General features: G+C 37.0%; 15 protein-coding genes. 5 read left to right on the top strand and 10 right to left on the bottom strand.

Features of this window, described 5'->3' with window-relative positions; all coding sequences use genetic code 11:
* Positions 1–34 precede the first annotated feature (34 nt).
* On the top strand, positions 35–1639 hold the full coding sequence (locus ACHRV5_RS07535; RefSeq protein WP_395426330.1) for a fumarate hydratase: 1605 nt from the start codon (positions 35–37) through the stop codon (positions 1637–1639).
* 179 nt (positions 1640–1818) lie between these two features.
* Here the strand turns inward: ACHRV5_RS07535 and ACHRV5_RS07530 are convergent, their stop codons facing one another.
* The 4 genes from ACHRV5_RS07530 to ACHRV5_RS07515 form a co-directional block, all read right to left on the bottom strand.
* Positions 1819–2328: a PAS domain-containing protein gene (locus tag ACHRV5_RS07530; RefSeq protein ID WP_395426329.1), complete on the bottom strand. Its 510-nt coding sequence runs from the start codon at positions 2326–2328 to the stop codon at positions 1819–1821.
* A 96-nt stretch (positions 2329–2424) separates the two neighbouring features.
* The gene (gene dinB, locus ACHRV5_RS07525; protein WP_230003937.1) at positions 2425–3507 is read right to left on the bottom strand and encodes a DNA polymerase IV; all 1083 of its coding nucleotides are present in this window, start codon (positions 3505–3507) and stop codon (positions 2425–2427) included.
* Positions 3508–3593: 86 nt separating this feature from the next.
* Positions 3594–6362 (bottom strand): M4 family metallopeptidase, encoded by a 2769-nt coding sequence (locus ACHRV5_RS07520; RefSeq protein ID WP_395426328.1) that lies wholly within the window; start codon positions 6360–6362, stop codon positions 3594–3596.
* 1113 nt (positions 6363–7475) lie between these two features.
* Complete coding sequence (locus ACHRV5_RS07515; protein ID WP_395426327.1) at positions 7476–10238, bottom strand: M4 family metallopeptidase; 2763 nt, start codon at positions 10236–10238, stop codon at positions 7476–7478.
* Positions 10239–10817: 579 nt separating this feature from the next.
* Here ACHRV5_RS07515 and ACHRV5_RS07510 point away from each other — a divergent pair.
* Both ACHRV5_RS07510 and ACHRV5_RS07505 read left to right on the top strand, forming a co-directional pair.
* Positions 10818–11552: a metallophosphoesterase family protein gene (locus tag ACHRV5_RS07510; RefSeq protein ID WP_395426326.1), complete on the top strand. Its 735-nt coding sequence runs from the start codon at positions 10818–10820 to the stop codon at positions 11550–11552.
* A gap of 49 nt (positions 11553–11601) precedes the next feature.
* Positions 11602–12129, top strand: coding sequence for a DUF6646 family protein (locus ACHRV5_RS07505; protein WP_047776939.1), 528 nt, complete (start codon positions 11602–11604; stop codon positions 12127–12129).
* Between the two features lie 187 nt (positions 12130–12316).
* On the opposite strand, the gene ACHRV5_RS07500 is transcribed toward ACHRV5_RS07505, so the two are convergent.
* From ACHRV5_RS07500 to ACHRV5_RS07480, 5 genes are all read right to left on the bottom strand, one after another.
* Positions 12317–12970 carry a CoA transferase subunit B gene (locus tag ACHRV5_RS07500; protein ID WP_047776937.1) on the bottom strand — a complete coding sequence of 218 codons (654 nt, stop codon included), beginning with the start codon at positions 12968–12970 and terminating at the stop codon, positions 12317–12319.
* Between the two features lie 139 nt (positions 12971–13109).
* The gene (locus ACHRV5_RS07495; protein WP_047776935.1) at positions 13110–13808 is read right to left on the bottom strand and encodes a CoA transferase subunit A; all 699 of its coding nucleotides are present in this window, start codon (positions 13806–13808) and stop codon (positions 13110–13112) included.
* A 166-nt stretch (positions 13809–13974) separates the two neighbouring features.
* Positions 13975–16281 carry a penicillin-binding protein 1A gene (locus ACHRV5_RS07490; protein ID WP_047776933.1) on the bottom strand — a complete coding sequence of 769 codons (2307 nt, stop codon included), beginning with the start codon at positions 16279–16281 and terminating at the stop codon, positions 13975–13977.
* A 12-nt stretch (positions 16282–16293) separates the two neighbouring features.
* Entirely contained in the window at positions 16294–16773 is a 480-nt protein-coding gene (locus ACHRV5_RS07485; RefSeq protein WP_395426325.1) for a gliding motility lipoprotein GldH, read from the bottom strand.
* Entirely contained in the window at positions 16757–18118 is a 1362-nt protein-coding gene (locus ACHRV5_RS07480; RefSeq protein WP_395426324.1) for a stage 0 sporulation family protein, read from the bottom strand. The genes ACHRV5_RS07485 and ACHRV5_RS07480 overlap by 17 nt, the downstream gene beginning before the upstream one ends.
* A gap of 379 nt (positions 18119–18497) precedes the next feature.
* Here ACHRV5_RS07480 and ACHRV5_RS07475 point away from each other — a divergent pair, with 379 nt between their 5' ends.
* A complete protein-coding gene (locus ACHRV5_RS07475; protein WP_395426323.1) occupies positions 18498–20513 on the top strand; it encodes a T9SS type B sorting domain-containing protein in 2016 nt (671 codons plus the stop codon).
* A 165-nt stretch (positions 20514–20678) separates the two neighbouring features.
* Here ACHRV5_RS07475 and ACHRV5_RS07470 read toward each other — a convergent pair whose 3' ends face one another.
* On the bottom strand, positions 20679–22046 hold the full coding sequence (locus ACHRV5_RS07470; RefSeq protein ID WP_047776924.1) for a rhodanese-related sulfurtransferase: 1368 nt from the start codon (positions 22044–22046) through the stop codon (positions 20679–20681).
* A gap of 219 nt (positions 22047–22265) precedes the next feature.
* Between ACHRV5_RS07470 and ACHRV5_RS07465 the strand changes: the two genes are divergently transcribed.
* Positions 22266–23414, top strand: coding sequence for an efflux RND transporter periplasmic adaptor subunit (locus tag ACHRV5_RS07465; protein ID WP_395426322.1), 1149 nt, complete (start codon positions 22266–22268; stop codon positions 23412–23414).
* Position 23415 lies beyond the last annotated feature (1 nt).

The raw sequence follows: 23415 nt of genomic DNA, 5'->3' as shown, positions 1-23415 counted from the left end.
TAAATAATTTCTAACTTTGTAAAAAAACAAAGCAATGATTGATTTTATATACCAAGACCCTTATCCTATTTTGAAGGATGAGACGCAATACCGCAAAATCACTTCCGATTTTGTAAAAGTGGAACAATTTGGGGAACGTGAAATCCTGACTGTTGATCCAAAAGGATTAGAATTATTAGCTGAAGAAGCCTTGACAGATGTTTCGTTTATGCTAAGAACGACGCACTTACAGAAACTTCGCAACATCTTAGACGATCCCGAGGCTACAGACAATGATCGTTTTGTGGCTTACAACTTATTACAAAATGCTTCTGTTGCAGCCGAAGGCCAGTTACCTAGTTGCCAAGATACAGGAACAGCGATTGTAATGGCCAAAAAAGGAGAAAGTATTTTCACCGGAGTGGATGATGCAGAATGGTTGAGTAGAGGAATTTTCAACACTTACCAAAAACGCAACTTGCGTTATTCTCAGATTGTTCCGATTTCGATGTTTGAAGAAAAGAACTCAGGATCAAATCTTCCGGCACAAATTGATATCTATTCTAAAAAAGGCGCTTCTTACGAGTTTTTGTTTATGGCAAAAGGAGGCGGATCTGCCAACAAAACCTTTTTGTACCAAAAAACAAAATCGCTTTTAAATGATAAAGCAATGGATGAATTCATCCGTGAAAAAATAAAGGATTTAGGAACTTCGGCTTGTCCTCCGTACCATTTAGCTTTGGTAATTGGTGGAACTTCGGCAGAAGCGAACTTAGGTGCCGTTAAAAAGGCATCTGCAGGGTACTACGATCACTTACCGACTTCCGGAAACATGGCCGGTCAGGCTTTCCGTGATTTAGAATGGGAAGAACGTGTACAGAAAATTTGCCAGGAAAGTGCAATTGGCGCTCAGTTTGGAGGTAAATATTTCACACACGATGTTCGTGTAATTCGTTTGCCACGTCACGCCGCTTCTTGTCCGGTTGGATTAGGTGTTTCTTGTTCTGCTGACAGAAATATCAAAGGAAAAATTACTAAAGACGGAATCTACGTTGAGCAATTAGAAGTAAATCCAAAGCAATTTTTACCGGAAACAGCTCCACATTTAGAAGCTCCGGTTGAAATTGATCTGGACATGCCAATGGCCGATATTTTAGCAAAACTGACTCAGTACCCAATTAAAACCCGTTTAAAACTGAACGGAACTGTAATTGTTGCCCGTGACATTGCACATGCTAAAATTATGGAGTTATTGGAAACCGGAAAACCAATGCCGGAATATTTCAAAAACCATCCGGTTTATTATGCCGGTCCTGCAAAAACTCCGGAAGGAATGGCTTCAGGAAGTTTTGGACCAACAACAGCGGGTCGTATGGATGTTTATGTGGATGAATTTCAAAAACATGGCGGAAGCATGATTATGCTGGCAAAAGGAAACCGATCTAAACAAGTTACAACAGCTTGTAATAAATATGGCGGATTCTATTTAGGTTCTATCGGTGGTCCTGCAGCAATTTTAGCACAGGATAATATTCTTAAAGTAGAAGTTGTGGATTTTGAAGAATTAGGAATGGAAGCGGTTCGTAAAATTACAGTTAAAGATTTCCCTGCTTTTATTATTACAGATGATAAGGGGAATGATTTCTTTGAGAATCTATAATACCTAACTGCTTAACCGCAAGGTTCTCAAGCGTTTTTATACTACAAATACATTAAAAGGCACAGCTTAAAACTGTGCCTTTTGTTTTTTAAATTCATTCTTTAAAACTGTAAAATAATTCTAAAGGAACTGCTAAAAAAGCTAGACGTTAATGGACGACACTTTTATGGAAAGAAAAGTTAAGTCCGATTAGGCATTACATCTTCTTTCTCAAAAGCTATAAAATGCGATAGTTTTCCTTTTAGGTTGAAAACGGGAGAGGCTGATATTTTACATTTATAGGTTCTGCCATCTTTTTTATAGTTTTTGATGGTTTTCTCAAACGGGATTTGCAATTCGATTGCTTTTTTTATTTCTTTCAAATCTGTTTTAGAAGTTGCTGCCCCCTGAAACATCTTTGGCGTATTGCCGAGAACCTCACTTTCTGTGTATCCTGTCATTCTTTTTATTCCGCTTGATGCGAAGATGATTTTTAGATCCGGATCGGTTATCAGAACTACTTCTTCCTTTATACGCTCCGTTATGTTCAACTTTTCTTCATTCCACCCAAATTGAACGGAGATTTCTTTTACTTTCTTCAAATCAGCAAAAGCGACTTTCAGCTCATTTAAATACTCGTAGTGAAAATCCCATGCTAAAATAGGGACTGAAGTATGATTGGAAATTTCTTCTAACTTGGCTTTTTTCATTGTAAATAATTTAAGAGCAAACTATTTCTTTATAAAGATAACGAGAAAATTCATCACAAAACAAACATGCTGGTTATTTAATATTACTTTAAACAATCAAAATGCGAATTTCAATTGAACTACAACTGCTTTCTTCTCTTCTGTATTGAGATTATTCAAAGAAATTCCGAGTAGTCTAACGGAATCCTTCATCTTTTCCTGATACAATAACTCTTCGACCGTTTCCAAAATCAGGCTTTTATCGGCAATAAAATAGGGTAGTGTTTTACTTCTTGTCTGTTGGGTAAAATCACTGTATTTGATTTTGAGCGTCACCGTTTTACCCGAAATATTGTATTTCTTTAAGCGTCTTTCTAAGGAAGTGGCAATTCGGTCAAGCTGTTCCAACATAAAAATTTCCGAAGATAAATTCACATCAAAAGTGTGTTCAGCCGCTACCGATTTTGTCACACGATGTGGTTTTACTTCACTATTGTGAATGCCACGAACGACTTTGTAATAGAAGGCACCGGATTTTCCGAAATGTTTTTCCAAAAACTCCAGTGATTTACTCTTAAGCTCCATTCCGGTAAAAATACCCAATTGGTACATTTTTTCTGTAGTTACTTTTCCAACTCCATAAAACTTACGAATCGGTAATACTTCCAAAAAAGCGAGAATCTCATCGGGATTTACGGTTTTCTGTCCGTTTGGTTTATTATAATCGCTGGCAATTTTAGCCACAAACTTATTGACTGAAATCCCTGCAGAAGCTGTAATACCCACTTCATTAAAAATTCTTAATCGGATTTCCTGAGCCAGTAAACCGGCACTTGGATTTCCTTTTTTATTTTGGGTTACATCAAGATAGGCTTCATCAAGCGAAAGCGGTTCAACCAAATCGGTATATTCATGAAAAATCTCATGAATTTTATTCGAAATCTCTTTGTAACGGTCAAAACGGGGTCGGACAAAAATAATATCGGGACAATATTTTTTGGCCAGAACACCACTTATGGCACTTCGAACACCAAACTTTCGAGCTTCATAACTTGCCGCCGAGACTACTCCTCTATTCTCTGATCCGCCAACAGCAACGGGTTTCCCGCGCAAAGCAGGGTTATCCATTTGCTCTACCGATGCATAAAAAGCATCCATATCAATATGGATAATTTTTCGATATACTGGCGTTTCAGACATGCTACAAATTTAAGCAGTTTTATCGCTTTCAAACATAAAAAAAGCTTCGCAATTGCGAAGCTTTTAATCACCTTAAAAAACAGAAATTATTTCTTGATGAATTTTTTAGTAACTCTTTTTTGACCGCTGTTCAATTCGATAACATAGATGCCGGCATTTAATTTACTTACATCAATCGGATTATCGGATAATTGACCTGAGCCAACTTGTTGTCCTAAAGTATTTATAATTTTAAAAGTAGATCCGGTTTTCCCTAAAGAAGAAACATTTAGTTCCTTATCAGCAGGATTTGGATAGATAGCAAATTCAGAACTTACGGCACTTGCATCTGCAACCAATTCAGTAATAGCAACAGGCCCTGAAGCTGTAATGTTTACCGAATAATCTTCTACTTGTCCATAAGAAAAAGCCTCACAAGAAGTTGGAATTCCGTTGTATTTCATAGAAACTCTCAGTCTTGTTGTTCCTAAAGTTGCCGTTGCAGGAATTGTAATTGTTCCTGTAACCGGAGTTGTTTTAGAAGTCGCTTTTGTCCATACCGTTTCTCCTGCATCAGAGAAATCACCATCCTGATTGTAATCAATAAACACTGCATAACCTTCGGTATAAACCGTAGCAGTCCATGATGGTGTGATTGTGATCGTATAAGCAGTTCCCTGAGCTGCGTTAGAAGAAATCGCAGTAAAGTTTTCATAACCTGCTGTTCCTGTAGAAGTATTATTAATGGTTCCAAATACTACTTTACCAATTTTTTCGTCTGCAGTACTGTTTCCTTTAGAAGCACAATACGTTACACCGGCAGCCAATGTAGTAACATTTACTGTATTACTGGCCGCAGAAACATTTCCTGCAGCATCTTTAGCTTTTACAGAAAAGGTATAAGCTGTTAGCGCTGTAAGTCCGGTTACGGTATAATTTGTTGTAGTAGCAGTTCCTTTTAGCGTAGTGCCTTGATAAACATCGTATCCTGTTACGGCAACATTATCTGTAGAAGCTGTCCAGGTTAAATTTGTTGTAGTTCCTGTTGTTCCTGAAGCTGCCAAAGAAGCTGGTGCTGAAGGAGGCGTTGTATCACCAGATCCTACATAAGCTGCTCCAACCCCAACTGCATAAAACGCATTTGTTGTTGCAATAACCTCTGCAGAACCTGCTCCGTATAAATCAATAGCCGATTGAATTCCGGAAGTTCTTGCATTTGCAAAAGTAGAATTGGATGTTAAATAAACACTTTCTAAACGGTACGCAATTTTTGCCGCCTTATCAATTGTAATTCCAGTAACATTATAAACACTTCCGATATCATTTGTTCCTGATTTACCTACAGAAAGAATATAAAACCAGTGGTTTAATACTCCTGAATTGGTATGAACACCACAATAATCATTACTGTTTGTTGGCGTACAATTTACGTTTTTCCAATAGGTTCCTCCATAAGTGTCCGGTTGTCCTTCTGAATTTGGATCACTCATAGAACGTAAAGCCGCATGTCCTGATCTTCTTTCGATATCTTCTCCAACCAACCAAGTTCCTTTTGTTGGTGCTGCACGATACTCGATACAAGCTCCCCAGATATCAGAAAACCCTTCGTTCATCGCTCCGGATTCTTTTTGGTAAGCCAAATTAGCTGTGTAAGTACAAACGGCATGACCAATTTCGTGACCTGCAACATCCATGGCAGTCAAAATATCAAATCCTCCTGTACCGGAACCATCACCATAGGTCATAACACTTCCGTTCCAGAATGCATTATTATTGTCCGGATAACCCGCTGCAATTAAGTTATAATGCACATAACTTTTAATTTTTGCTCCGGCATTATCAAAACTATTTCTTCCGTGAACAGTAGACCAGTAATCATAAGTCATTTCTGCTCCCCAATGCGCATCTAATGCCCCATTGTCTTTGTTTGTATTATTGTATTCGGCAGCTGTCCAATTATTATCCGCATCAGTAAAATTGGTTGTAGGATACGTTGCCGTTCTTGAAGAGTTGTACGTCTGAATTCCACCTCCGCGTGTTCCGTCAAGCAAGATGTAAGAAGATCCGCTTAATGTTGTCTCAATAGTCTGTGTTCCGCTATAACGTGTTGCTGCATTAGCAGAAACAATCGCCATTTTTGAATTTGAACTATTGTCTTTAACAGCAGCTTTTGATTTTCCGTGGCTATTCTCACCAAGGTGTTTTATGGTAGCATTATAAAACAAAGCCTGTCCTGTTACAGCATCGATATACAAATCACCACGACTTAACGGGTTTGTAGCATAGATGTCGAATTTATAAGCCAGACGAACTTTGTCTGTAATTCTTTCTACTCCCTGATTTTCCATATCCGGCAAGAAAACCAATTCTCCTTTTGGTTTCTTATAATCCATTGCAGCAGCATCTTGTGGAGAATCCCATAAATACTTTTTTGCTCCGGTATGCGCAACTGCTCTGTTAAAAGCCTCTTGTGCAGAAAGTGATGGTTTAATTTTCGCATTTACAATTTTGTAAAACTCACCATTCATAGACTCCAGTTTTCCATTTTTAGAGTGTAAAGTATAATTCGCAAATTCTACTTTAATTCCTTGTTCGTACAACTGAAATTTTTCATGTGTGAAACCTTCGCGATCCGATTCGCTTTTAACTTTTGCAAAAGACTGGTTGTCTTTTAATGCCAATTGCTCTTTAAACACTTTCTCATAATCAGAACCTTTATAGGTTGATTTCTCGTTGAAAGTAATTAAGCTAGGCTCTCCGTTTTCAGATAAACTTTTCTGACTGATTCTTTTGTCTGTCTCCTGAGCTACTGCAGAGAATGAAAATGAAAACGCAACAACGGTTGTTGCCACAATTTTGGGTAAAATACTTTTCATAAGCAAATTTTAATTTTGGTTAGTTAAATTTGGTTAAATATTCATAAATAAAACATGTAAGTAAATACTTTATTTATTTGATAAAAATATATAAATTTTGTTAATTAAACGCCAAATTTTACCTTTTATCGATAAAATGCAACATTTTCCTAAGTAAAAACACCTAAAATTAACAAAGAATCCCAGTATTAACAACACCTTACAGAATAATGACATATTCAATTGAAAACTAACAATTTATAAAAAATAGTATGCTTTTTTAGCTGTTTCAATGTAAGAATGCCAAAAGAAACCTTTTTCGAATGATTTTTTGAATTGAAAAAGCCGGGATTTGACCCCGACTTCTTATTTTGTAAAATAAATCTTAAAACTTTGTGCTGAAACTAATCTGACTTAGACCAGTTGATCTTGTTATTTTGGGAGGAGGTTTATAATACTTAATTGAAGTTGCTTGTCCTCCAATCTCTAAAAATTAAAAGATTTGTACAAGTATTATTATGAATAGCCACCTGCTTTGGCACAATATCATTTAAGTTAAGATATACTTTCACGCAGATTCTGCAGATTCAGCGGATTTTTTTCTTTCGTTCCGCTAAAACCTGCGTGAGATTTTCTTTGATAATGCTTAACTCAATGACATTCTTTCACGCAGATTCTGTAGATTCAGCGGATTTTTTTCTTTCAATCTGCTAAAATCTGCGTGAGACTTTTTTTGACAATGCTTAACTTAAATGATATTTTTTCACGCAGATTTTGCAGATTCAGCTGATTTTTTTCTTTCGTTCCGTTAAAACCTGCGTGAGATTTTCTTTGACAATGCTTAACTTAATGATGTTCTTTCACGCAGATTCAGCAGATTCTGCGGATTTTTTTTATTTCAATCTGCTAAAATCTGCGTGAGACTTTTTTTGACAATGCTTATATTAATGGTATTGATATAAAGCAGGAGGCAATCTAACATAACGCTTCCAATCTTCATGAATTCCAAAGGTTTTACAAATAATTAAATAGATTCAATCGGTTTTTTTTCATAAAAAATGCCCCCAAAATAGCGTTTAACTTCTTGAGGGCAATTCAATGTGAGATGGCTTTTAATCTCCTTAAAAACAGAACTTATTTCTTGATGAATTTTTTAGTAACTCTTTTTTGACCGCTGTTGAATTCGATAGTATAAATCCCGGCATTTAATTTACTTACATCAATCGGGTTATTGGATAATTGACCTGAGTCAACCTTTTGCCCTAAAGCGTTCGTAATTTTAAAAGTAGCTCCGCTTTTCGCTATTGAAGTAACATTTAGTTCTTTATCAGTAGGATTCGGATATAAATCAAATTCGGAGCCTGGTGCATTTACTTCTCCAACCAATTCATTAATAAAAAAAGATCCTGAATCTATAATGTTTACGGAATAATCTTCCACTTGTCCATTAGAAAAAGATTCACAAGCAGTTGGAATACCATTGTATTTCATAGAGACTCTCAATCTTGTTATTCCCAAAGTTGCTGTTGCAGGAATTCTAAAAGATGCTTGAATAAAACTCATTTTAGAAATGGATTTTGTCCACACCGTTTCTCCTGCATCAGAGAAATCACCATCCTGATTATAATCAATAAATACAGCATAACCTTCTTTATTAGTATTAAGTCTGGATGTCCATGATGGTGTGATTGTAATTGAACAATATGCTCCCTGTCTAACATTGGTAGAAATCTCTGTAAATTTTTCATAACCGGCTGTTCCTGTTGAAGTATTACTAATTGTTCCAAATACTACTTTACCAATTCTCTCCGCTTCGGCACTTTCTCCTTTAGAAACACAATAGCCCTCAGTTGCAATAACATCTATCACATTACTTTCCGCAGAAACATTTCCTGCCGCATCTTTGGCTTTTACAGAAAAGCGGTAAGCAGTCTGAGCTGTCAGTCCGATTACCTTATAATTTGTTGCAGTTGTAGTTCCTTTTAACGTAGTACCCTCATAAACATCATATCCAGTAACGGCAACATTATCTGTAGAAGCTGTCCAGGTTAAGTTCGCTGTTGTTTCTGTTATTCCAGAAGCTGCCAAAGAAGCTGGTGCTGTAGGAGGCGCTGTGTCTCTTAAATCTACATAAGCTTCTCCAACCCCAACTGCATAAAATGCATTTGTTGTTGCAATAACCTCTGCAGAATTTGCTCCGTACAAATCAATAGCCGATTGAATTCCGAAAGTTCTTGCATTTGCAAAAGTAGCATTCGCTGTTAAATAAACACTTTCTAAACGGTATGCAATTTTTTCAGCCTTCTCTATTGTTATTCCGACAACATCGTAAGCACTTCCAATATCATTTGTCCCCGATTTACCAATAGAAAGAATATAAAACCAGTGATTTAATACTCCAGAATTGGTATGCACACCACAAAAGTCATTACTCCTTTGCGGGCTGAAACAATTTACTGATACCCAATTGGTTCCTTTGTAAGTATCCGGTTGTCTTTCAGACTTTGGATCACTCATAGAACGTAAAGCCAAATGACCGTCTCTTTTTTCTATATCTTCTCCAATCAACCAAGTCGATTTTACTGGAGTTGTATGATACTCAATACAAGCCCCCCAGATATCAGAGAAACCTTCGTTCATCGCACCTGATTCTTTCTGGTAGGCCAAATTAGCCGTATGCTCACAAACTGCATGACCAATTTCATGCCCCGCAACATCCAATGAAGTCAGAATATCGAATCCTCCCGCCCCGGAACCGTCCCCATAAGTCATAACGGTTCCGTTCCAGTATGCATTATTATTGTCAGGATAACCCGCTGCAATTAAGTTATAATGCACGTAACTTTTAATTTTTGCTCCTGCATTATCATAACTATTTCTTCCGTGTACGGCGGACCAGTAATCATACGTCTTTTCGGCTCCCCAATGCGCATCCAATGCACCATCGTCTTTGTTTGCATTAGCGTACTCAGCCGCTGTCCAATTATTATCTGCATCTGTAAAATCAGTTTCTGGGTACGCTGCCGTTCTTGAAGAGTTGTACGTCTGAATTCCGTTTCCTCGTGTTCCGTCAAGCAAAATATAAGAAAACTCGCTTAAGGTTGTCTCAATGGTTTGTGCCGCGTTATAACGTGTTGCTGCATTGCCGAAAACCATTGTTGTTTTCGAATTTGAACTATAATCTTTAACAGCAGCTTTAGATTTTCCATGGCTATACTCACCAAGATGTTTTATTGTAGCATTATAAAACAAAGCCTGTCCTGTTGCGGCGTCAATATACAAATCACCACGACTTAACGGGTTTGTTGCATAGATGTCAAATTTGTACGCCAAACGAACTTTATCTGTAGTTCTTTCTTTTCCTTGGTTTTCCATATCCGGCAAGAATACCAACTCCCCTTTTGGTTTCTCATAATTCATTGCGGCAGCATCCTTCGGAGAATCCCACAAATACGTCTTTGCTCCGGTATGTGCAACCGCTTTGTTAAAAGCTTCTTGCGCAGAAAGTGTCGGTTTAATTCTTGCATTTACAATCTTGTAAAATTCACCATTCATGGATTCCAGTCTTCCCTTTTTTGAGTGTAAAGAATAATTTGCAAATTCTACTTTAATTCCCTGTTCGTACAACTGAAATTTATCATGCGTGAAACCTTCACGATCCGATTCGCTTTTAACTTTTGCAAAGGATTGGTTGTCCCTTAAAGCCAGTTGCTCTTTAAATACTTTTTCAGCGTCAGCACTTTTATAAGTCGACATTTTACTGAAAGTAATTAAACTTGGTACTCCGTTCCCAGATAAACTTTTCTGACTGATTCTTTTATCTTTCTCCTGAGCTACTCCGGATAATGAAAATGCAACAACAGTCACTGTAACAATTTTGGATAAAATACGTTTCATAAGCAATATTTTTTAATTGGTTAAAAATTTACAAATCATTTTGTAAGATTTGCTTTATAAAAGTAATTATTTTCGTACGTAAAATAATTAAATATTTATACTTTCAAACAAATCACACCTTTAAATCTCCAAAAAAAGGAAAGAAACTCAGTGTAAATAATAACTTACAAAATAATTTATTACTTAATTGACAACTAACAATTTATAAAAAGTGACATGTGTTTTTCATTTTTAAAAATGTAAGAATATTAAAACAAAGTGTTTTGAGCTGATTTTATGATTTAAAAAAAAAAGAATTTGACTCCGTCTTTTCAATTTTTCAAAATAAATCTTAGAATAAATCTTTAAATTAATTGGATTGGCATTTATTAATGATCTTGCTTTTTGAGAAGATCAATATCAATTTGTCAATCTATTACAACGCAAACCCACTGCTGATTTCATCCTTTTTGGTTAACATACAGCAGAACGTTTTCTCTCCACTATTTTTAAAATATGTTTTTTAGAAAATTCTTCTCCCCACTGATGATTATCAATTTATCTTCTTTATTTTTGTTCTTCTACACGAAAGAAAATAAAATGCGAACATTTGTTATTGGTGACATACACGGAGGTTTACTTGCACTTGAACAGGTGTTGAGTAAGGCTAAGGTTACTCAAAATGATACTCTTATATTTTTAGGCGATTATGTCGATGGATGGAGTCATTCAACTCAGGTAATCGATTTTTTAATTGACCTTAAAAAGAAACAAAAATGCATTTGCATCAGAGGCAATCATGATCAGTTGGCTTTAGACTGGCTAGAAAACAGACATGAGGAATTTGATGAGGAAATGTGGTATAAACATGGCGGAAAAGCCACTGTTGAAGGATATGCTGTTCTTTCTGAAGAACGAAAAGAGGAACATATCGCTTTTTTGGCATCGCTGCAGGATTTTTATCTGGATACTGAAAACCGCTTGTTCATACACGCCGGATATACCAATCTAAGTGGCGTAACCTATGAATTTTTCTCCAAATTATTCTATTGGGACCGAACACTTTGGGAAACTGCACTTTCTCTAGATCCGAATTTGAAACCCGACGATTTATACTATCCAAAACGATTAACCGTTTACAAAGAAGTATACATCGGTCATACACCGGTAACGCGAATTGGAGAAACCGTTCCCGTACAGAGAGCCTGCGTATGGAACCTTGATACAGGCGCCGCCTTCAAAGGTTCGCTGACTATAATGGATGTTGATACCAAGGAATTCTGGCAAAGTGATCCGCTAAACGAACTGTATTCTAACGAAAAGGGTAGGAATTAAATCTGTAAATGGCTATTTTTGTGCTTTAAAATAATTAATATATAAATTTATGAAAAAGGTAATTACACTTTTGTTTCTGGTAACAGTTGGAATCACACAGGCACAAGAAGCATTTAAAGGAAAAGGTGATGTGAAAGTTAATGTTGGTGCTAATTTACAAAATGGTGGTTCTGGTATTCAGGGTTCTGTAGATTTTGGATTGGGAGAGAATTTCTCGTTTGGTTTTGTTGCTAATTATTTATTAGGAGTAGACAACTTTTCAGGGTTTTACCACAATGATGTAACGTTATACAATGATTCAAAAGCAGATTTCGGTGATCGTTTTGATGCTAAAGCAAGAATCAACGCTAACTTATCAAGCGTGATCGGTATTAAAGAATTAGACGTTTATCCTGGACTAAGTTTAGGTTTACATAATTTTGGAGGTCATGTAGGAGGACGTTATTTCTTCACAGACGGATTTGGAGTATTTACAGAAGTTGGATTCCCTATAGCGAAATACGGTAATAATAATGATCCTTTTTACAACTTAAACAATCAGACTACATTTAGCTTAGGAGCTTCTTTTAATCTATAGTTTTGTTAAGGTTCTTGGAACAAAGGTGCTCAGGTACTGAGGTACTAAGCTGCTAAGGCTCTAAGATTCTAAGATTGTTACAACTAAAAAAACCGTCCAAATGGACGGTTTTTTAGTATAAACTATTTTCTAAAATTTTCTCTGTACCTTAATACCTTCGTACCTCTGCACCTTGCGAACTTAGCCTTTAAATCGCCATTTCAGGAATATCACCCTCAATAATCAAATCAGCTTCGGTTGACGCAATGATATGTTCCACAGAAACGCCTGGCGCTCGTTCTAAGAGCTTAAAACCTTTTGGAGTTACTTCGAGAACTGCAAGCTCTGTAACAACCTTTTTAACGCACCCTACACCTGTTAATGGCAAGGTACATTTTTTTAAGATTTTAGATTCGCCGGCTTTATTCACGTGCATCATGGCTACGATGATGTTTTCGGCAGAAGCTACTAAATCCATAGCGCCTCCCATCCCTTTTACCATCTTGCCCGGAATCTTCCAGTTGGCAATATCTCCATTTTCAGAAACCTCCATCGCACCCAAAATAGTTAAATCTACTTTCTGACTGCGAATCATTCCAAAACTAAAAGCGGAATCAAAGAAACTCGCTCCCGGAAGTGTTGTAATGGTTTGTTTTCCCGCGTTAATGATATCGGCATCTTCTTCTCCCGCAAAAGGAAAAGGTCCCATACCCAGAACTCCGTTTTCACTTTGAAACTCCACCGCAATATCTTCTCTGACGTAATTGGCAACCAAAGTCGGAATCCCGATACCCAGATTGACAAAATACCTGTCTTTTACTTCTTTAGCAATTCGTTTTGCTATATCTTCTTTTGTTAACATATGTCTTAAATGTATCAATTTAGTAATTAGATAATTGGTCAATTAGATAATTAGATAATGATTTACTGGTGCCGTCTAAACAACGATTACATTTCTCAACTATCTAATGGGCAAATTATCACATTTTCTAATTATCTAATTATCTCTGTCTAACAGTACGTTGCTCTATACGTTTCTCAAATTTCTCTCCTTGAAAAATACGTTGTACCATAATTCCCGGAATATGAATCTGATTGGGATCTAATGTTCCAACAGGAACTAACTCTTCAACTTCTGCGATAGTAATTTTTCCGGCACCGGCCATGCATGCATTAAAGTTTCTGGCAGTTCCTTTGAAGATCAGGTTTCCGGCTTCGTCGCCTTTCCATGCTTTTACAATGGCGAAATCTGCTTTGAAAGCTTCTTCCATGATATGCATTTTACCATTGAATTCGCGAACTTCTTTTCCTTCTGCTACTTCGGTTCCATAACCAGCAGGTGTAAAAAAAGCAGGAATTCCTGCTTGCGCTGCACGGGAACGTTCTGCAAGAGTTCCTTGTGGAATAAGCTCTACGTCTAATTCTCCGGAAAGCATCTGACGTTCGAATTCTGCATTTTCACCAACATAAGAAGAGATCATCTTTTTGATTTGCTTTTTTTGCAAAAGCAATCCAAGTCCAAAATCATCAACTCCTGCATTGTTTGAAATACAAGTTAAATCAGAAATTGTGGTCGCAACCAAAGCGGCGATTGTATTTTCAGGGATACCGCAAAGACCGAAACCACCAAACATAATCGTCATGCTGCTTTCGATTCCTTTTATTGCTTCCTGAACATTATTTACTTTTTTTGTAATCATAATAATTAGTCTTTTATTGACAAATAATTTTGATAAAAATACTATATTCTTATCATATTATATCGATTTCGTAAAAAAATAAAACCATAGAACAAAAAAAATCCTTTTGTACTCTTTCCGGTTTGGAAAGCACAAAAGGATTTTTTTATTATAAGAAAAAACCGGACTACAATTCGAATTCGTCCGTGTTTTGATCTGTTTGTGTTGTATCTTTTACTACAGCAGGCCTGCTATAACAATCTACTTTTATAGAAAGATTAGCCGGACGTTCAAAATCAGATTTAGAAACCTGAAGTGTCGGATCGGCATAACAAAGTTTCATGAAATAACCCCAAACCGGTAATGCTGCTGTTGCGCCTTGTCCGTAAGTCAAACTTTTGAAACGTGCTGAACGGTCTTCACAACCAACCCAAACTCCCGTTACTAAATTCGGAACCATTCCCATAAACCAACCATCAGACTGGTTTTGTGTTGTTCCTGTTTTACCCGCAATCGGGTTTCTGAACATATAAGGGTAACCTGTCCAACGATTATCACCACTTCCACCGCCTTCTGTACGCAAACGCGCCCCTGAACCGGTTTCCGTAACTCCTTGCAGTAATTTGATTACCGCAAAAGCAATATCTTTATTTAAAACGTCGTGTGATTCCGGAATTGGTTCGTAAATAACCTCTCCGCTTTTATTTTCAATACGACTTAAAAACTGTGGTTTTACATAAACTCCTTGATTGGCGAAGGTACTGTAAGCCGCAACCATATCTTCAACTGTAATATCTACCGCTCCTAATGCGATGGAAGGTTGTACAGGAATCTCTGTTTTTACACCTAATTTTTTCGTTAATTCTACAACCGCCTCAGGTCCGGTTCTGTCAATTAATTTAGCAGAAACCGTATTGATAGAGTTTGCCAAACCTTGCTTTAAGGTCACCATTCCACGGTATCTGTTGTCGGAGTTTCTTGGTTCCCAATCTGCCGTTACATGGTGACGCCCTTTGTGAATCATGAATGGTCCATCCAGTATAGAATCACAAGGAGACATATTTAATTGTTCGATAGCAGTAGCGTAAACAAAAGGTTTAAAAGTAGACCCAACTTGTCTGGCTCCCTGCCCTACGTGATCGTATTGGAAATATTTATAATTAATTCCACCAACCCACGCTTTAATATTTCCGGTTTGAGGCTCCATCGCCATTACACCTGCTTGTAAAAAATGCTTGTAATAACGAATAGAATCCATTGGAGTCATGATCGTATCGCGCTCTCCTTTCCAGGTAAATATGCGCATTTTTGTTTTTACTTTGAATGAGCTGATAATATCCTCCTCACTTTTATCCAGGTCTTTCATGATCGCCCAACGGGTTGAATTCTTCATGGCCTGCATCATAATTCGATCGGTTTCAGCTTGCGTAATATTTAAAAAAGGCGCGTTTTTGTTGTTTTTCATCTCAATAAAAAACTGCTCCTGAAGGTTTTTCATGTGAGCCGAAACTGCTTCTTCTGCATATTGCTGCATTCTGGAATCGATAGTAGTGTAGATTTTTAAACCATCTTTGTAGATATCGTAATCAGATCCGTCCGGTTTTTTATTCTCAGCAACCCATTTCTTCATATAATCACGAAGATATTCTCTAAAGTAAGTGGCCGTTCCTTCACGGTGGCTCTCTAGTTTAAATTTCAAAGCAATTGGCAAAGCTTGTAATCTTACCTTTTCAGCAGAAGAAATCATCTTTGCTTTTTCCATTTGAGAAAGCACCACATTACGACGGTTTTTTACTCCTTCCGGATTTCTAACCGGATTGTAAAGCCCTGAATTTTTGAACATTCCAACTAAGATAGCCGATTCGTCCATCGTTAAATCTTTGGGATCTTTAGAAAAGTAGGTTTGTGCTGCAGAACTCACTCCAACAGAGTAATTTCCGAAGTCGTAAACGTTACAATACATCGCCAAAATTTCATTTTTGGTATATTGTCTTTCCAAGCGAATGGCAATAATCCACTCTTTTATTTTTTGTACAATCCTGAAAGGCAAAAACTTAGACCCTTCACCATGAAACAATTGTTTAGCTAATTGTTGTGTTAATGTACTCGCTCCACCATTTGTTCCTAAAGTAAAAACAGCTCTTAATGTCCCACGTCCATCAATTCCGGAGTGATCGTAAAAACGGGCATCTTCGGTAGCCACCAAAGCTTCTACCAAACTTTTTGGCAAATCAGAATATTTAAGTTGTGATCTGTTGGTTTTAAAATACTTTCCAATCACCACTCCGTCAGACGAAATGATTTCTGTTGCCAAATTAGAATCCGGGTTTTCTAAATCTTCAAAAGAAGGCATTGACCCAAATAATCCCCATGAAGCAAATAGGAAAAAGGCCAGAACACCTAATAAACTATAAGCAAAAATTCTCCAGAATTTCTTTTTGTAGTAATTAATATCTTTAGTGTTGTTGGTTGCATTGTTTTTTTTAGTAGCCATAAATATATTCGTCTAATCTTTTTGTTCTATTCTAAAACCTACGTCTGTAATACCATCTAAAGTCTGAACACCAGGGATTTTACCTGATTCTCTAACCGCTTGTTTGATATGTACTTTGTATTTTCCTCTAAACTTTACATCTTCTTTGTAAAACAGTTTACTTTCTTTAATGTCTGTAAAACCGTTTCCTAATAATGTCCCATCCGGATTTGCCATTTGGTACTCTAAGGTATCCACTTTCGTGAATCCGCTTGGGGTTTCAATAGCAACAATTAAAAACAAATTATTGAAAGGATAATTGTTATTGTCTCTCAAATTCACAAACAAATTGTACTTTTTGGTAGAATCTAAAACTGGCAAATTGAAGGTAACCACACTGTCTTTATGCCAGGCACTGCCAACAGATTTGTACTCATCAAATACTCTTTTTTTATCACAGGAAAAAAGAAGAATGGCAACCAAAAGTAGAATACCGCTATTTTTTATTCTCATTTTTAGTAATAATTATAGGTTTTCTTGGCTCGGCTGGTTTACCATCATTCGATTTGGGCTTATTCGATTGATTTGACCTATTGTTGTTATTATTTGGCTTATTCCCTTTATTTTGGTTTCCACCGGCCGGCTTCGCGTTATTATTGTTATTGCTATTATTGTTGCTATTCCCTTGTTTTGGTTTCTCGGGAGCTGCAACAACAGCATTCTCAGCATTGGGTTTACGTTTTCGAGCTGGCTTTTTCTTTCTTTTTGGCTGATCAAAACGTGTTAAACTCTCCTGACCCATTGCATTATTGAAATCTTTTTCAGGCTCTTCCGTCACCTCAATTGCAAAATCTTCAAGTGAAGACACTTTATTTTTTTGTTTGTTTTCGGCAATAATTTCTTTTACCTGATCAATTTTCAAAACATGCCAGTTTGCAAAATTATTTGTGTAGGCAAACCACATTAACCCTTTGAAAATGTCTTGTTTCTGACAGATTGCATCTCCTTTTTCGGTCACTAATTTAGTGTCGTAATCCGGAAAATCTTTCAAGGCATCCATGTAAGTATCTAACTCATAGTTCAAACAGCATTTTAGTTTACCACATTGTCCCGCTAATTTTTGAGGATTTAGCGAAAGTTGCTGGTATCTGGCTGCCGATGTATTGACGCTTCTAAAATCTGTTAACCAAGTCGAACAGCAAAGCTCTCTTCCGCAAGAACCGATGCCGCCCAAACGAGCTGCTTCCTGACGAAAACCAACTTGTTTCATCTCTACTCTTGTACTGAATTCTTTTGCAAAATCCTTGATCAAAAGTCTAAAATCGACTCTGTCGTTTGCGGTGTAGTAAAAAGTAGCTTTTGATCCGTCACCTTGAAATTCAATATCAGAAATTTTCATCTCCAATTTGTGCTGAATTGCCAATTCACGTGCACGAACCTTCATAGGCTCCTCACGTTCACGTGCTACAGACCAAATATCAATATCTTTTTGAGATGCTTTTCTATAAATTTTCGGAACTTCGTTACTCTCAGGATTAACTCCTTTTTTCTTCATTTGAATTTTTACCAATTCTCCTGTCAAAGTAACAATTCCAATATCGTGTCCCGGCGATGCAACAGTTGCTACAATATCACCCATGCTTAATGTTAATTTCTCCGAATTTCTAAAAAATTCCTTACGTCCGTTTTTAAAACGAACCTCAACACAATCAAAAATTGCTTCTCCATTAGACGGACTCATATTCGCGAGCCAATCAAAAACCGTCAATTTATTGCAGCTATCGGTGCCGCAAGTCCCATTATTTTTACAACCTTTTGGCGCACCGCCATCTGAGGTTGAACAACTTGTACATGCCATAATTATATATGTAGTGTTGCATAAAAGCAACTTAAGTTCATAAACATTCGATCGGTAAAGATAGTATTTTTTTTAGTTGTCTTTTTATAGATTAAATCTAATGGTTTGTTAATTGTTAAAACTTTATGTTTTACCGTATTACACCAGTTTTTTGGCTTAAAAGGACGATTTAATATTGTCATCGGATTTTTCTTTGCAAGAAAATATTCCATACAAATCTGTTTTTATAATAATTCAATTTTAAGATCAGGTTCCATTTGCAAAGTATTCCCATATGATCTTCAAAAAACTTCACCTACTGACCTATCACAGTCTGTCAATTTACAAATCTTCTTTAATCCAACGCTTATTTAAGAGAAAAAAAAATATTTCGGCAATAATGAGCGCTATCAAATCAGCCGGAATTCTCTCTCTTTTTCTTTTCTCTTCTTTAACACACAGTCAGTGTACGATTCAAACTACAAATTCAGATTTTGAATACCCAGTTATAGCTTCTGGTAGTATTGCTTTTATAAATCAAACTCAGCATCCTGCAGCTTTACTTGGCTGGAGAACGACTGCTACAGATAACATAATGGAGTTTTGGAGTAATGGTTACGAAGGTCGAAATGCCTATTCCGGAAATCAATTTATCGAACTTAATGCCTATCAATCTTCAGGTCTATTTCAGGATTACGACACCTCTACGACGCCACATTTCAATTATTCGTTTAGTCACATGGGAAGATTTGGAGTTGATACCATGATATTAAAAGTGGGTCCCCCGGGAGGCCCTTACACTACTATTAAAACTGCCGTAACAGCCAAAGAATGGAAAGTATACTCCGGAACTTACACTGTCCCGGCAGGTCAAACCAGAACACGATTTATCTTTGAATCTTCTGCAACTGCAACGGGAAACCCAACTGCAGGTAATTTTCTGGACGCCATAAGTTTTACAGCCTCTATTAACTCTCCTGTGGTAGCTGACAAAACAATCTGTTATAACTCATCTACCACGCTTACAGCCACCGGAGTCCCTAACGCCTCTTTTTACTGGTACGATGCAACAGGAACCAACTTACTTCATCAAGGTGCCACATTTACAACTCCTGTTCTCACATCTGACACCACTTACAAGGTCAAACAAATAAACAGCTCGAATTGTGAAAGTAACTTTCTCGATGTTAAAGTCAGCGCAGCTAATATTGATCCCCCTGTGGCAGCCGACAAAACAATCTGCTCTAACTCATCTACCACACTTACAGCTACCGGAATTACTGGTGCCTCTTTTTATTGGTATGATGCGACAGGAACCAACTTACTTTATCAAGGTGCCATATTTACAACTCCTATTCTATCATCTAATACTAATTATAAGGTTAAACAAATAAACAGTTCGAATTGTGAAAGTAACTTTCTGGATGTTAAAGTCAGCACAGCTAATATTAGTCTCCCTATGGTAGCCCACAAAATAATCTGTAGTAATTCATCCGCTACGCTTACAGCCACCGGAGTCCCTAACGCCTCTTTTTATTGGTACGATGCAACAGGGACAAACTTACTTTATCAAGGTGCTACGTTTACAACTCCAGTTCTCACATCTGACACCACTTACAAGGTTAAACAAATAAACAGTTCGAATTGCGAAAGTAACTTTCTGGATGTTATAATCAGCGCAGCCCATCTTGGTCTCCCTGTGGTAACCGATAAAACAATCTGTTATAACTCACCTGCCACACTTACAGCCACCGGAGTTCCCGGTGCCTCTTTTTACTGGTACGATGCAAGAGGAACAAACTTACTTTATCAAGGTGCCACATTTACAACTCCTATCCTTTCATCTGACACCACTTACAAGGTTAAGCAAATAAACAGTTCAAATTGTGAAAGCAACTTTCTGGATGTCGAGATCAAAATAAATAATCTAGCTAGTCCGCTTACTTTAACTTTAACAGACGATGGGAAAAATGAGATTGTAGCAACTGCAAGTGGCGGAAAACCGGGATATCAGTATTCCATAAACGACGGGCCTGGCAGCCAGACTAACAAATTCGCCGTTTATGAATCAGGTACGTATACGGTTAACACTACTGATGAAAATGGATGTACGGCATCGGTTTCAAAATATTTCGAATACACTAAAATTGATTTGTGCATTCCTAACTATTTCACACCTAATGGAGATGGACAAAATGATGAATGGGGTCCAGAATGTGAATTAAACTACAAAAACTTAACCTTTACTATTTTTGACCGCTACGGCCGACCACTAGCAAATTGTAGCTACAACAAAAGATGGGACGGGAAATACAAAGGAAAAGAATTGCCTACGGGTGATTATTGGTATACATTGAACCTCAATGAACCTAAGCACGACAGCGATTTTATTGGACATTTTACTTTATATCGCTAAATATAGGCAGCAGTACTGACAAGAGTTGTACAGTTCAAAAACCCGCAAAAAAATAGGTTATAATTTTAACCGGACAGGGTTTTACAACCACTACAATGTATAAAAAAACTCATAGCTCCCAACGAGAGCCATGAGTTGTTTATTTTATTTTTTTGTTAGAATTACCTAGTCTAGAACTTTATAGATTTTATCCGATAATCGTATTCTGAATGGCAATTGAAATGTACAGGTATCACCGGAAACGGCTGTTTCTGATTCAATATCATTGACAAACATCTTTTCAATTATCAATTTTTGCTCTCCGGTTGTTGATCCTTTGATTAAAACAGTGTCCCCAATTTTGATTTCGTTTTCTTCAATTAAAAACTGACCAATAGAAGGTTTCGGAAAAAAGTGGGTTCCTTTTCCGATGTATTGTTTTTTTATTTTTGGCTGTTTTTTAGCAACCGCTTTCGTTTTCACTAAATCAGAAAGAGTCGGAACAGCTGCTAATGGGTCTAAATTGTTTTTGAAAGTCAAAACATCTGATTTTCCTTTTTTGAAAATCATATTTCCGTTTTTAATCCCTCTTCGGATTGCTTTTTGCTCTTCTTCCGGTAAGTGAATTACAGAAATACAGTCGGTAGAACAACAGCCTTCCATTGCCTGTGCACATTCTTCACATTGAATAAAAAGCAAATGACAGCCTTCATTCACACAATTCGTATGTACATCACAAGGTTTCCCACATTGATGGCATTGCGAAACGATATCGTCAGTAATTCTTTCACCTAAGCGATGATCAAATACAAAGTTTTTACCTATGAATTTACTTTCTAAACCTTCTGCTTTTACCTGACGGGTATATTCTATAATTCCTCCTTCAAGCTGGTACACATTTTCAAAACCTTTGTGTTTAAAGTAAGCACTCGCTTTTTCACAACGAATTCCCCCTGTGCAATACATCAACAATTTCTTATCTTGCTTATGTTCTGCTAATTGCTCCTCGATAATAGGCAGACTTTCTCTAAAAGTATCTACATCTGGTCGTATTGCTTGTGTAAAATGACCGATTTCGCTTTCGTAATGATTACGCATATCGACCACAATTACATTTGGATCTTCTAATAAATCGTTGAATTCTTTGGCTTTCAGGTGAATTCCGATGTTTGTGGCATCAAAACTTTCATCTTCCAAACCATCGGCAACAATTTTATCACGCACTTTTATCGTCAATTTCAAAAAGGAATGATCATCATGCTCTACCGCAATATTCAAACGAATCCCTTTCATAAAGTCATATTGCTCTATGGTATCTTTAAATTCATAGAAATGATCCGCCGGAAGAGACAATTGAGCATTGATTCCTTCGTTGGCTACATAAATTCGACCCAAAACCCCAAGCGGATTCCAAGCTAAAAATAAATCATTACGAAATTGAGTTGGATTTGAAATTTGCGCATAAGCATAGAAAGACAGAGTAAGACGTTGTTTACCTGCATCATCAATCATGATGGCTCTTTCTTCTGCGCTCAAAGTGTTATACAGTTGCATGCTATAAACAGATTTAAGTTGAGAGATATATTTTAATGAATTCCTATTCTGAATTCGGCTGCAAAGGTAGACCTTTATTTACAATTTAAAAATCCCTGCCGGTTTCTTATCTAAAAATTAAGAGAAACGGGGCCGAATCCCGAAATATAAGTTACAAACAATCAAGGGCTTACCTTTTTTTACTATATTTATGTTAAACAATTTTAACATTTATGACTTATGAATGCTTTAAAACTCTCTAAAACACTGCTCCCAATCTTTATCTTTTTAACCCTCTTAAGTTCTTGTAAAAAGGAACAACCAAAAGCGCCACCGCCCATGCAGGCGCCTTTTGTAACCGTAAAAAGTGAAGACGTTCCGATCTACAAAGATTTTGCCGGACAGACTTTTGGAGACTTAGACATTGAACTGATCGCCAGAGTAGATGGAATTTTAACAGGAATTCATTTCAAAGAAGGTCAAAAGGTTAAAAAAGGACAATTGCTTTATACAATAGATCCACTTGAATATGAAACCAAAGTCGAACAGGTTCGCGGACAAGTTGCTGTTGCTCAGAGTAATTTAGTAAATGCTAATGAAGAACTGAAAAGAATTAAACCGCTGGCCGATATGAATGCGGTAAGTAAACGGGAGCTCGATGCGGCAGTTGCCAAAGACAAAGCCGCAAGATCTAATTATGCCAGTGTACAGGCGAGTTTAAAAAATCAGGAAATTGAAAGAGGTTATTGTAATATTAAATCACCAATAGATGGTGTTATTGGCCTTTCGAATGCGAGGTTAGGCGACTACATTACAAAATTAGGCAACGCCTCCCGATTGAATACCGTTTCAAAACTCGAAAAAGTCAGAGTGCAATTTACGGTTAGTGAAGCTGATTTTCTCAGATATCAGAAACAAACGAAAGAAGGCGAAAGAATCACAGATCTTCAATTGATATTATCCGACGGTAGTTTTCATCCTCAAAAGGGAACACTCAATTTTTCTGACAGTAAAATAGACCCAACGACAGGAACTGTAACCATTGAAGCACAATTTCCAAATCCGGACGGAACTTTGCGTTCGGGACAATTTGGTAAAGTCCGTGTTTTAATCCGAACCGAAAAAGATGCCATCGTGATTCCACAAAGAGCCGTTACCGAACTTCAAGGACTTTTTCAGGTTTCTGTAATTGATGCACAAAACAAAATCGAGACACGAGTGGTTGAAGTTGGTCCCAAAACCGGCACCGATTGGGTCATTACCAAAGGATTAAAAGCGAATGAAAAAGTAGCCATAATTGGAAATCAGTTTATTCAGCCCGGATCGACAGTAGTCCCGGTTCCTTATGTGCCGGACCCGAAACAAATTGCTTCAACTCAAAAAAACTAAA

This window comes from Flavobacterium sp. FlaQc-52 (genome assembly GCF_044007495.1).
Taxonomy (GTDB): domain Bacteria; phylum Bacteroidota; class Bacteroidia; order Flavobacteriales; family Flavobacteriaceae; genus Flavobacterium; species Flavobacterium cupriresistens.
Note: the sequence above shows the minus strand (reverse complement) of the source record. Positions and strands in the feature narration are given on the sequence as shown.

What these genes read in the sequence shown, in the direction of transcription:
- ACHRV5_RS07535 (WP_395426330.1), top strand. Translation starts at nt 35, where the DNA reads ATGATTGATTTTATATACCAAGACCCTTATCCTATTTTGAAGGATGAG.
- ACHRV5_RS07530 (WP_395426329.1), bottom strand. Translation starts at nt 2,328, where the DNA reads ATGAAAAAAGCCAAGTTAGAAGAAATTTCCAATCATACTTCAGTCCCT.
- dinB (WP_230003937.1), bottom strand. Translation starts at nt 3,507, where the DNA reads ATGTCTGAAACGCCAGTATATCGAAAAATTATCCATATTGATATGGAT.
- ACHRV5_RS07520 (WP_395426328.1), bottom strand. Translation starts at nt 6,362, where the DNA reads ATGAAAAGTATTTTACCCAAAATTGTGGCAACAACCGTTGTTGCGTTT.
- ACHRV5_RS07515 (WP_395426327.1), bottom strand. Translation starts at nt 10,238, where the DNA reads ATGAAACGTATTTTATCCAAAATTGTTACAGTGACTGTTGTTGCATTT.
- ACHRV5_RS07510 (WP_395426326.1), top strand. Translation starts at nt 10,818, where the DNA reads ATGCGAACATTTGTTATTGGTGACATACACGGAGGTTTACTTGCACTT.
- ACHRV5_RS07505 (WP_047776939.1), top strand. Translation starts at nt 11,602, where the DNA reads ATGAAAAAGGTAATTACACTTTTGTTTCTGGTAACAGTTGGAATCACA.
- ACHRV5_RS07500 (WP_047776937.1), bottom strand. Translation starts at nt 12,970, where the DNA reads ATGTTAACAAAAGAAGATATAGCAAAACGAATTGCTAAAGAAGTAAAA.
- ACHRV5_RS07495 (WP_047776935.1), bottom strand. Translation starts at nt 13,808, where the DNA reads ATGATTACAAAAAAAGTAAATAATGTTCAGGAAGCAATAAAAGGAATC.
- ACHRV5_RS07490 (WP_047776933.1), bottom strand. Translation starts at nt 16,281, where the DNA reads ATGGCTACTAAAAAAAACAATGCAACCAACAACACTAAAGATATTAAT.
- ACHRV5_RS07485 (WP_395426325.1), bottom strand. Translation starts at nt 16,773, where the DNA reads ATGAGAATAAAAAATAGCGGTATTCTACTTTTGGTTGCCATTCTTCTT.
- ACHRV5_RS07480 (WP_395426324.1), bottom strand. Translation starts at nt 18,118, where the DNA reads ATGGCATGTACAAGTTGTTCAACCTCAGATGGCGGTGCGCCAAAAGGT.
- ACHRV5_RS07475 (WP_395426323.1), top strand. Translation starts at nt 18,498, where the DNA reads ATGAGCGCTATCAAATCAGCCGGAATTCTCTCTCTTTTTCTTTTCTCT.
- ACHRV5_RS07470 (WP_047776924.1), bottom strand. Translation starts at nt 22,046, where the DNA reads ATGCAACTGTATAACACTTTGAGCGCAGAAGAAAGAGCCATCATGATT.
- ACHRV5_RS07465 (WP_395426322.1), top strand. Translation starts at nt 22,266, where the DNA reads ATGAATGCTTTAAAACTCTCTAAAACACTGCTCCCAATCTTTATCTTT.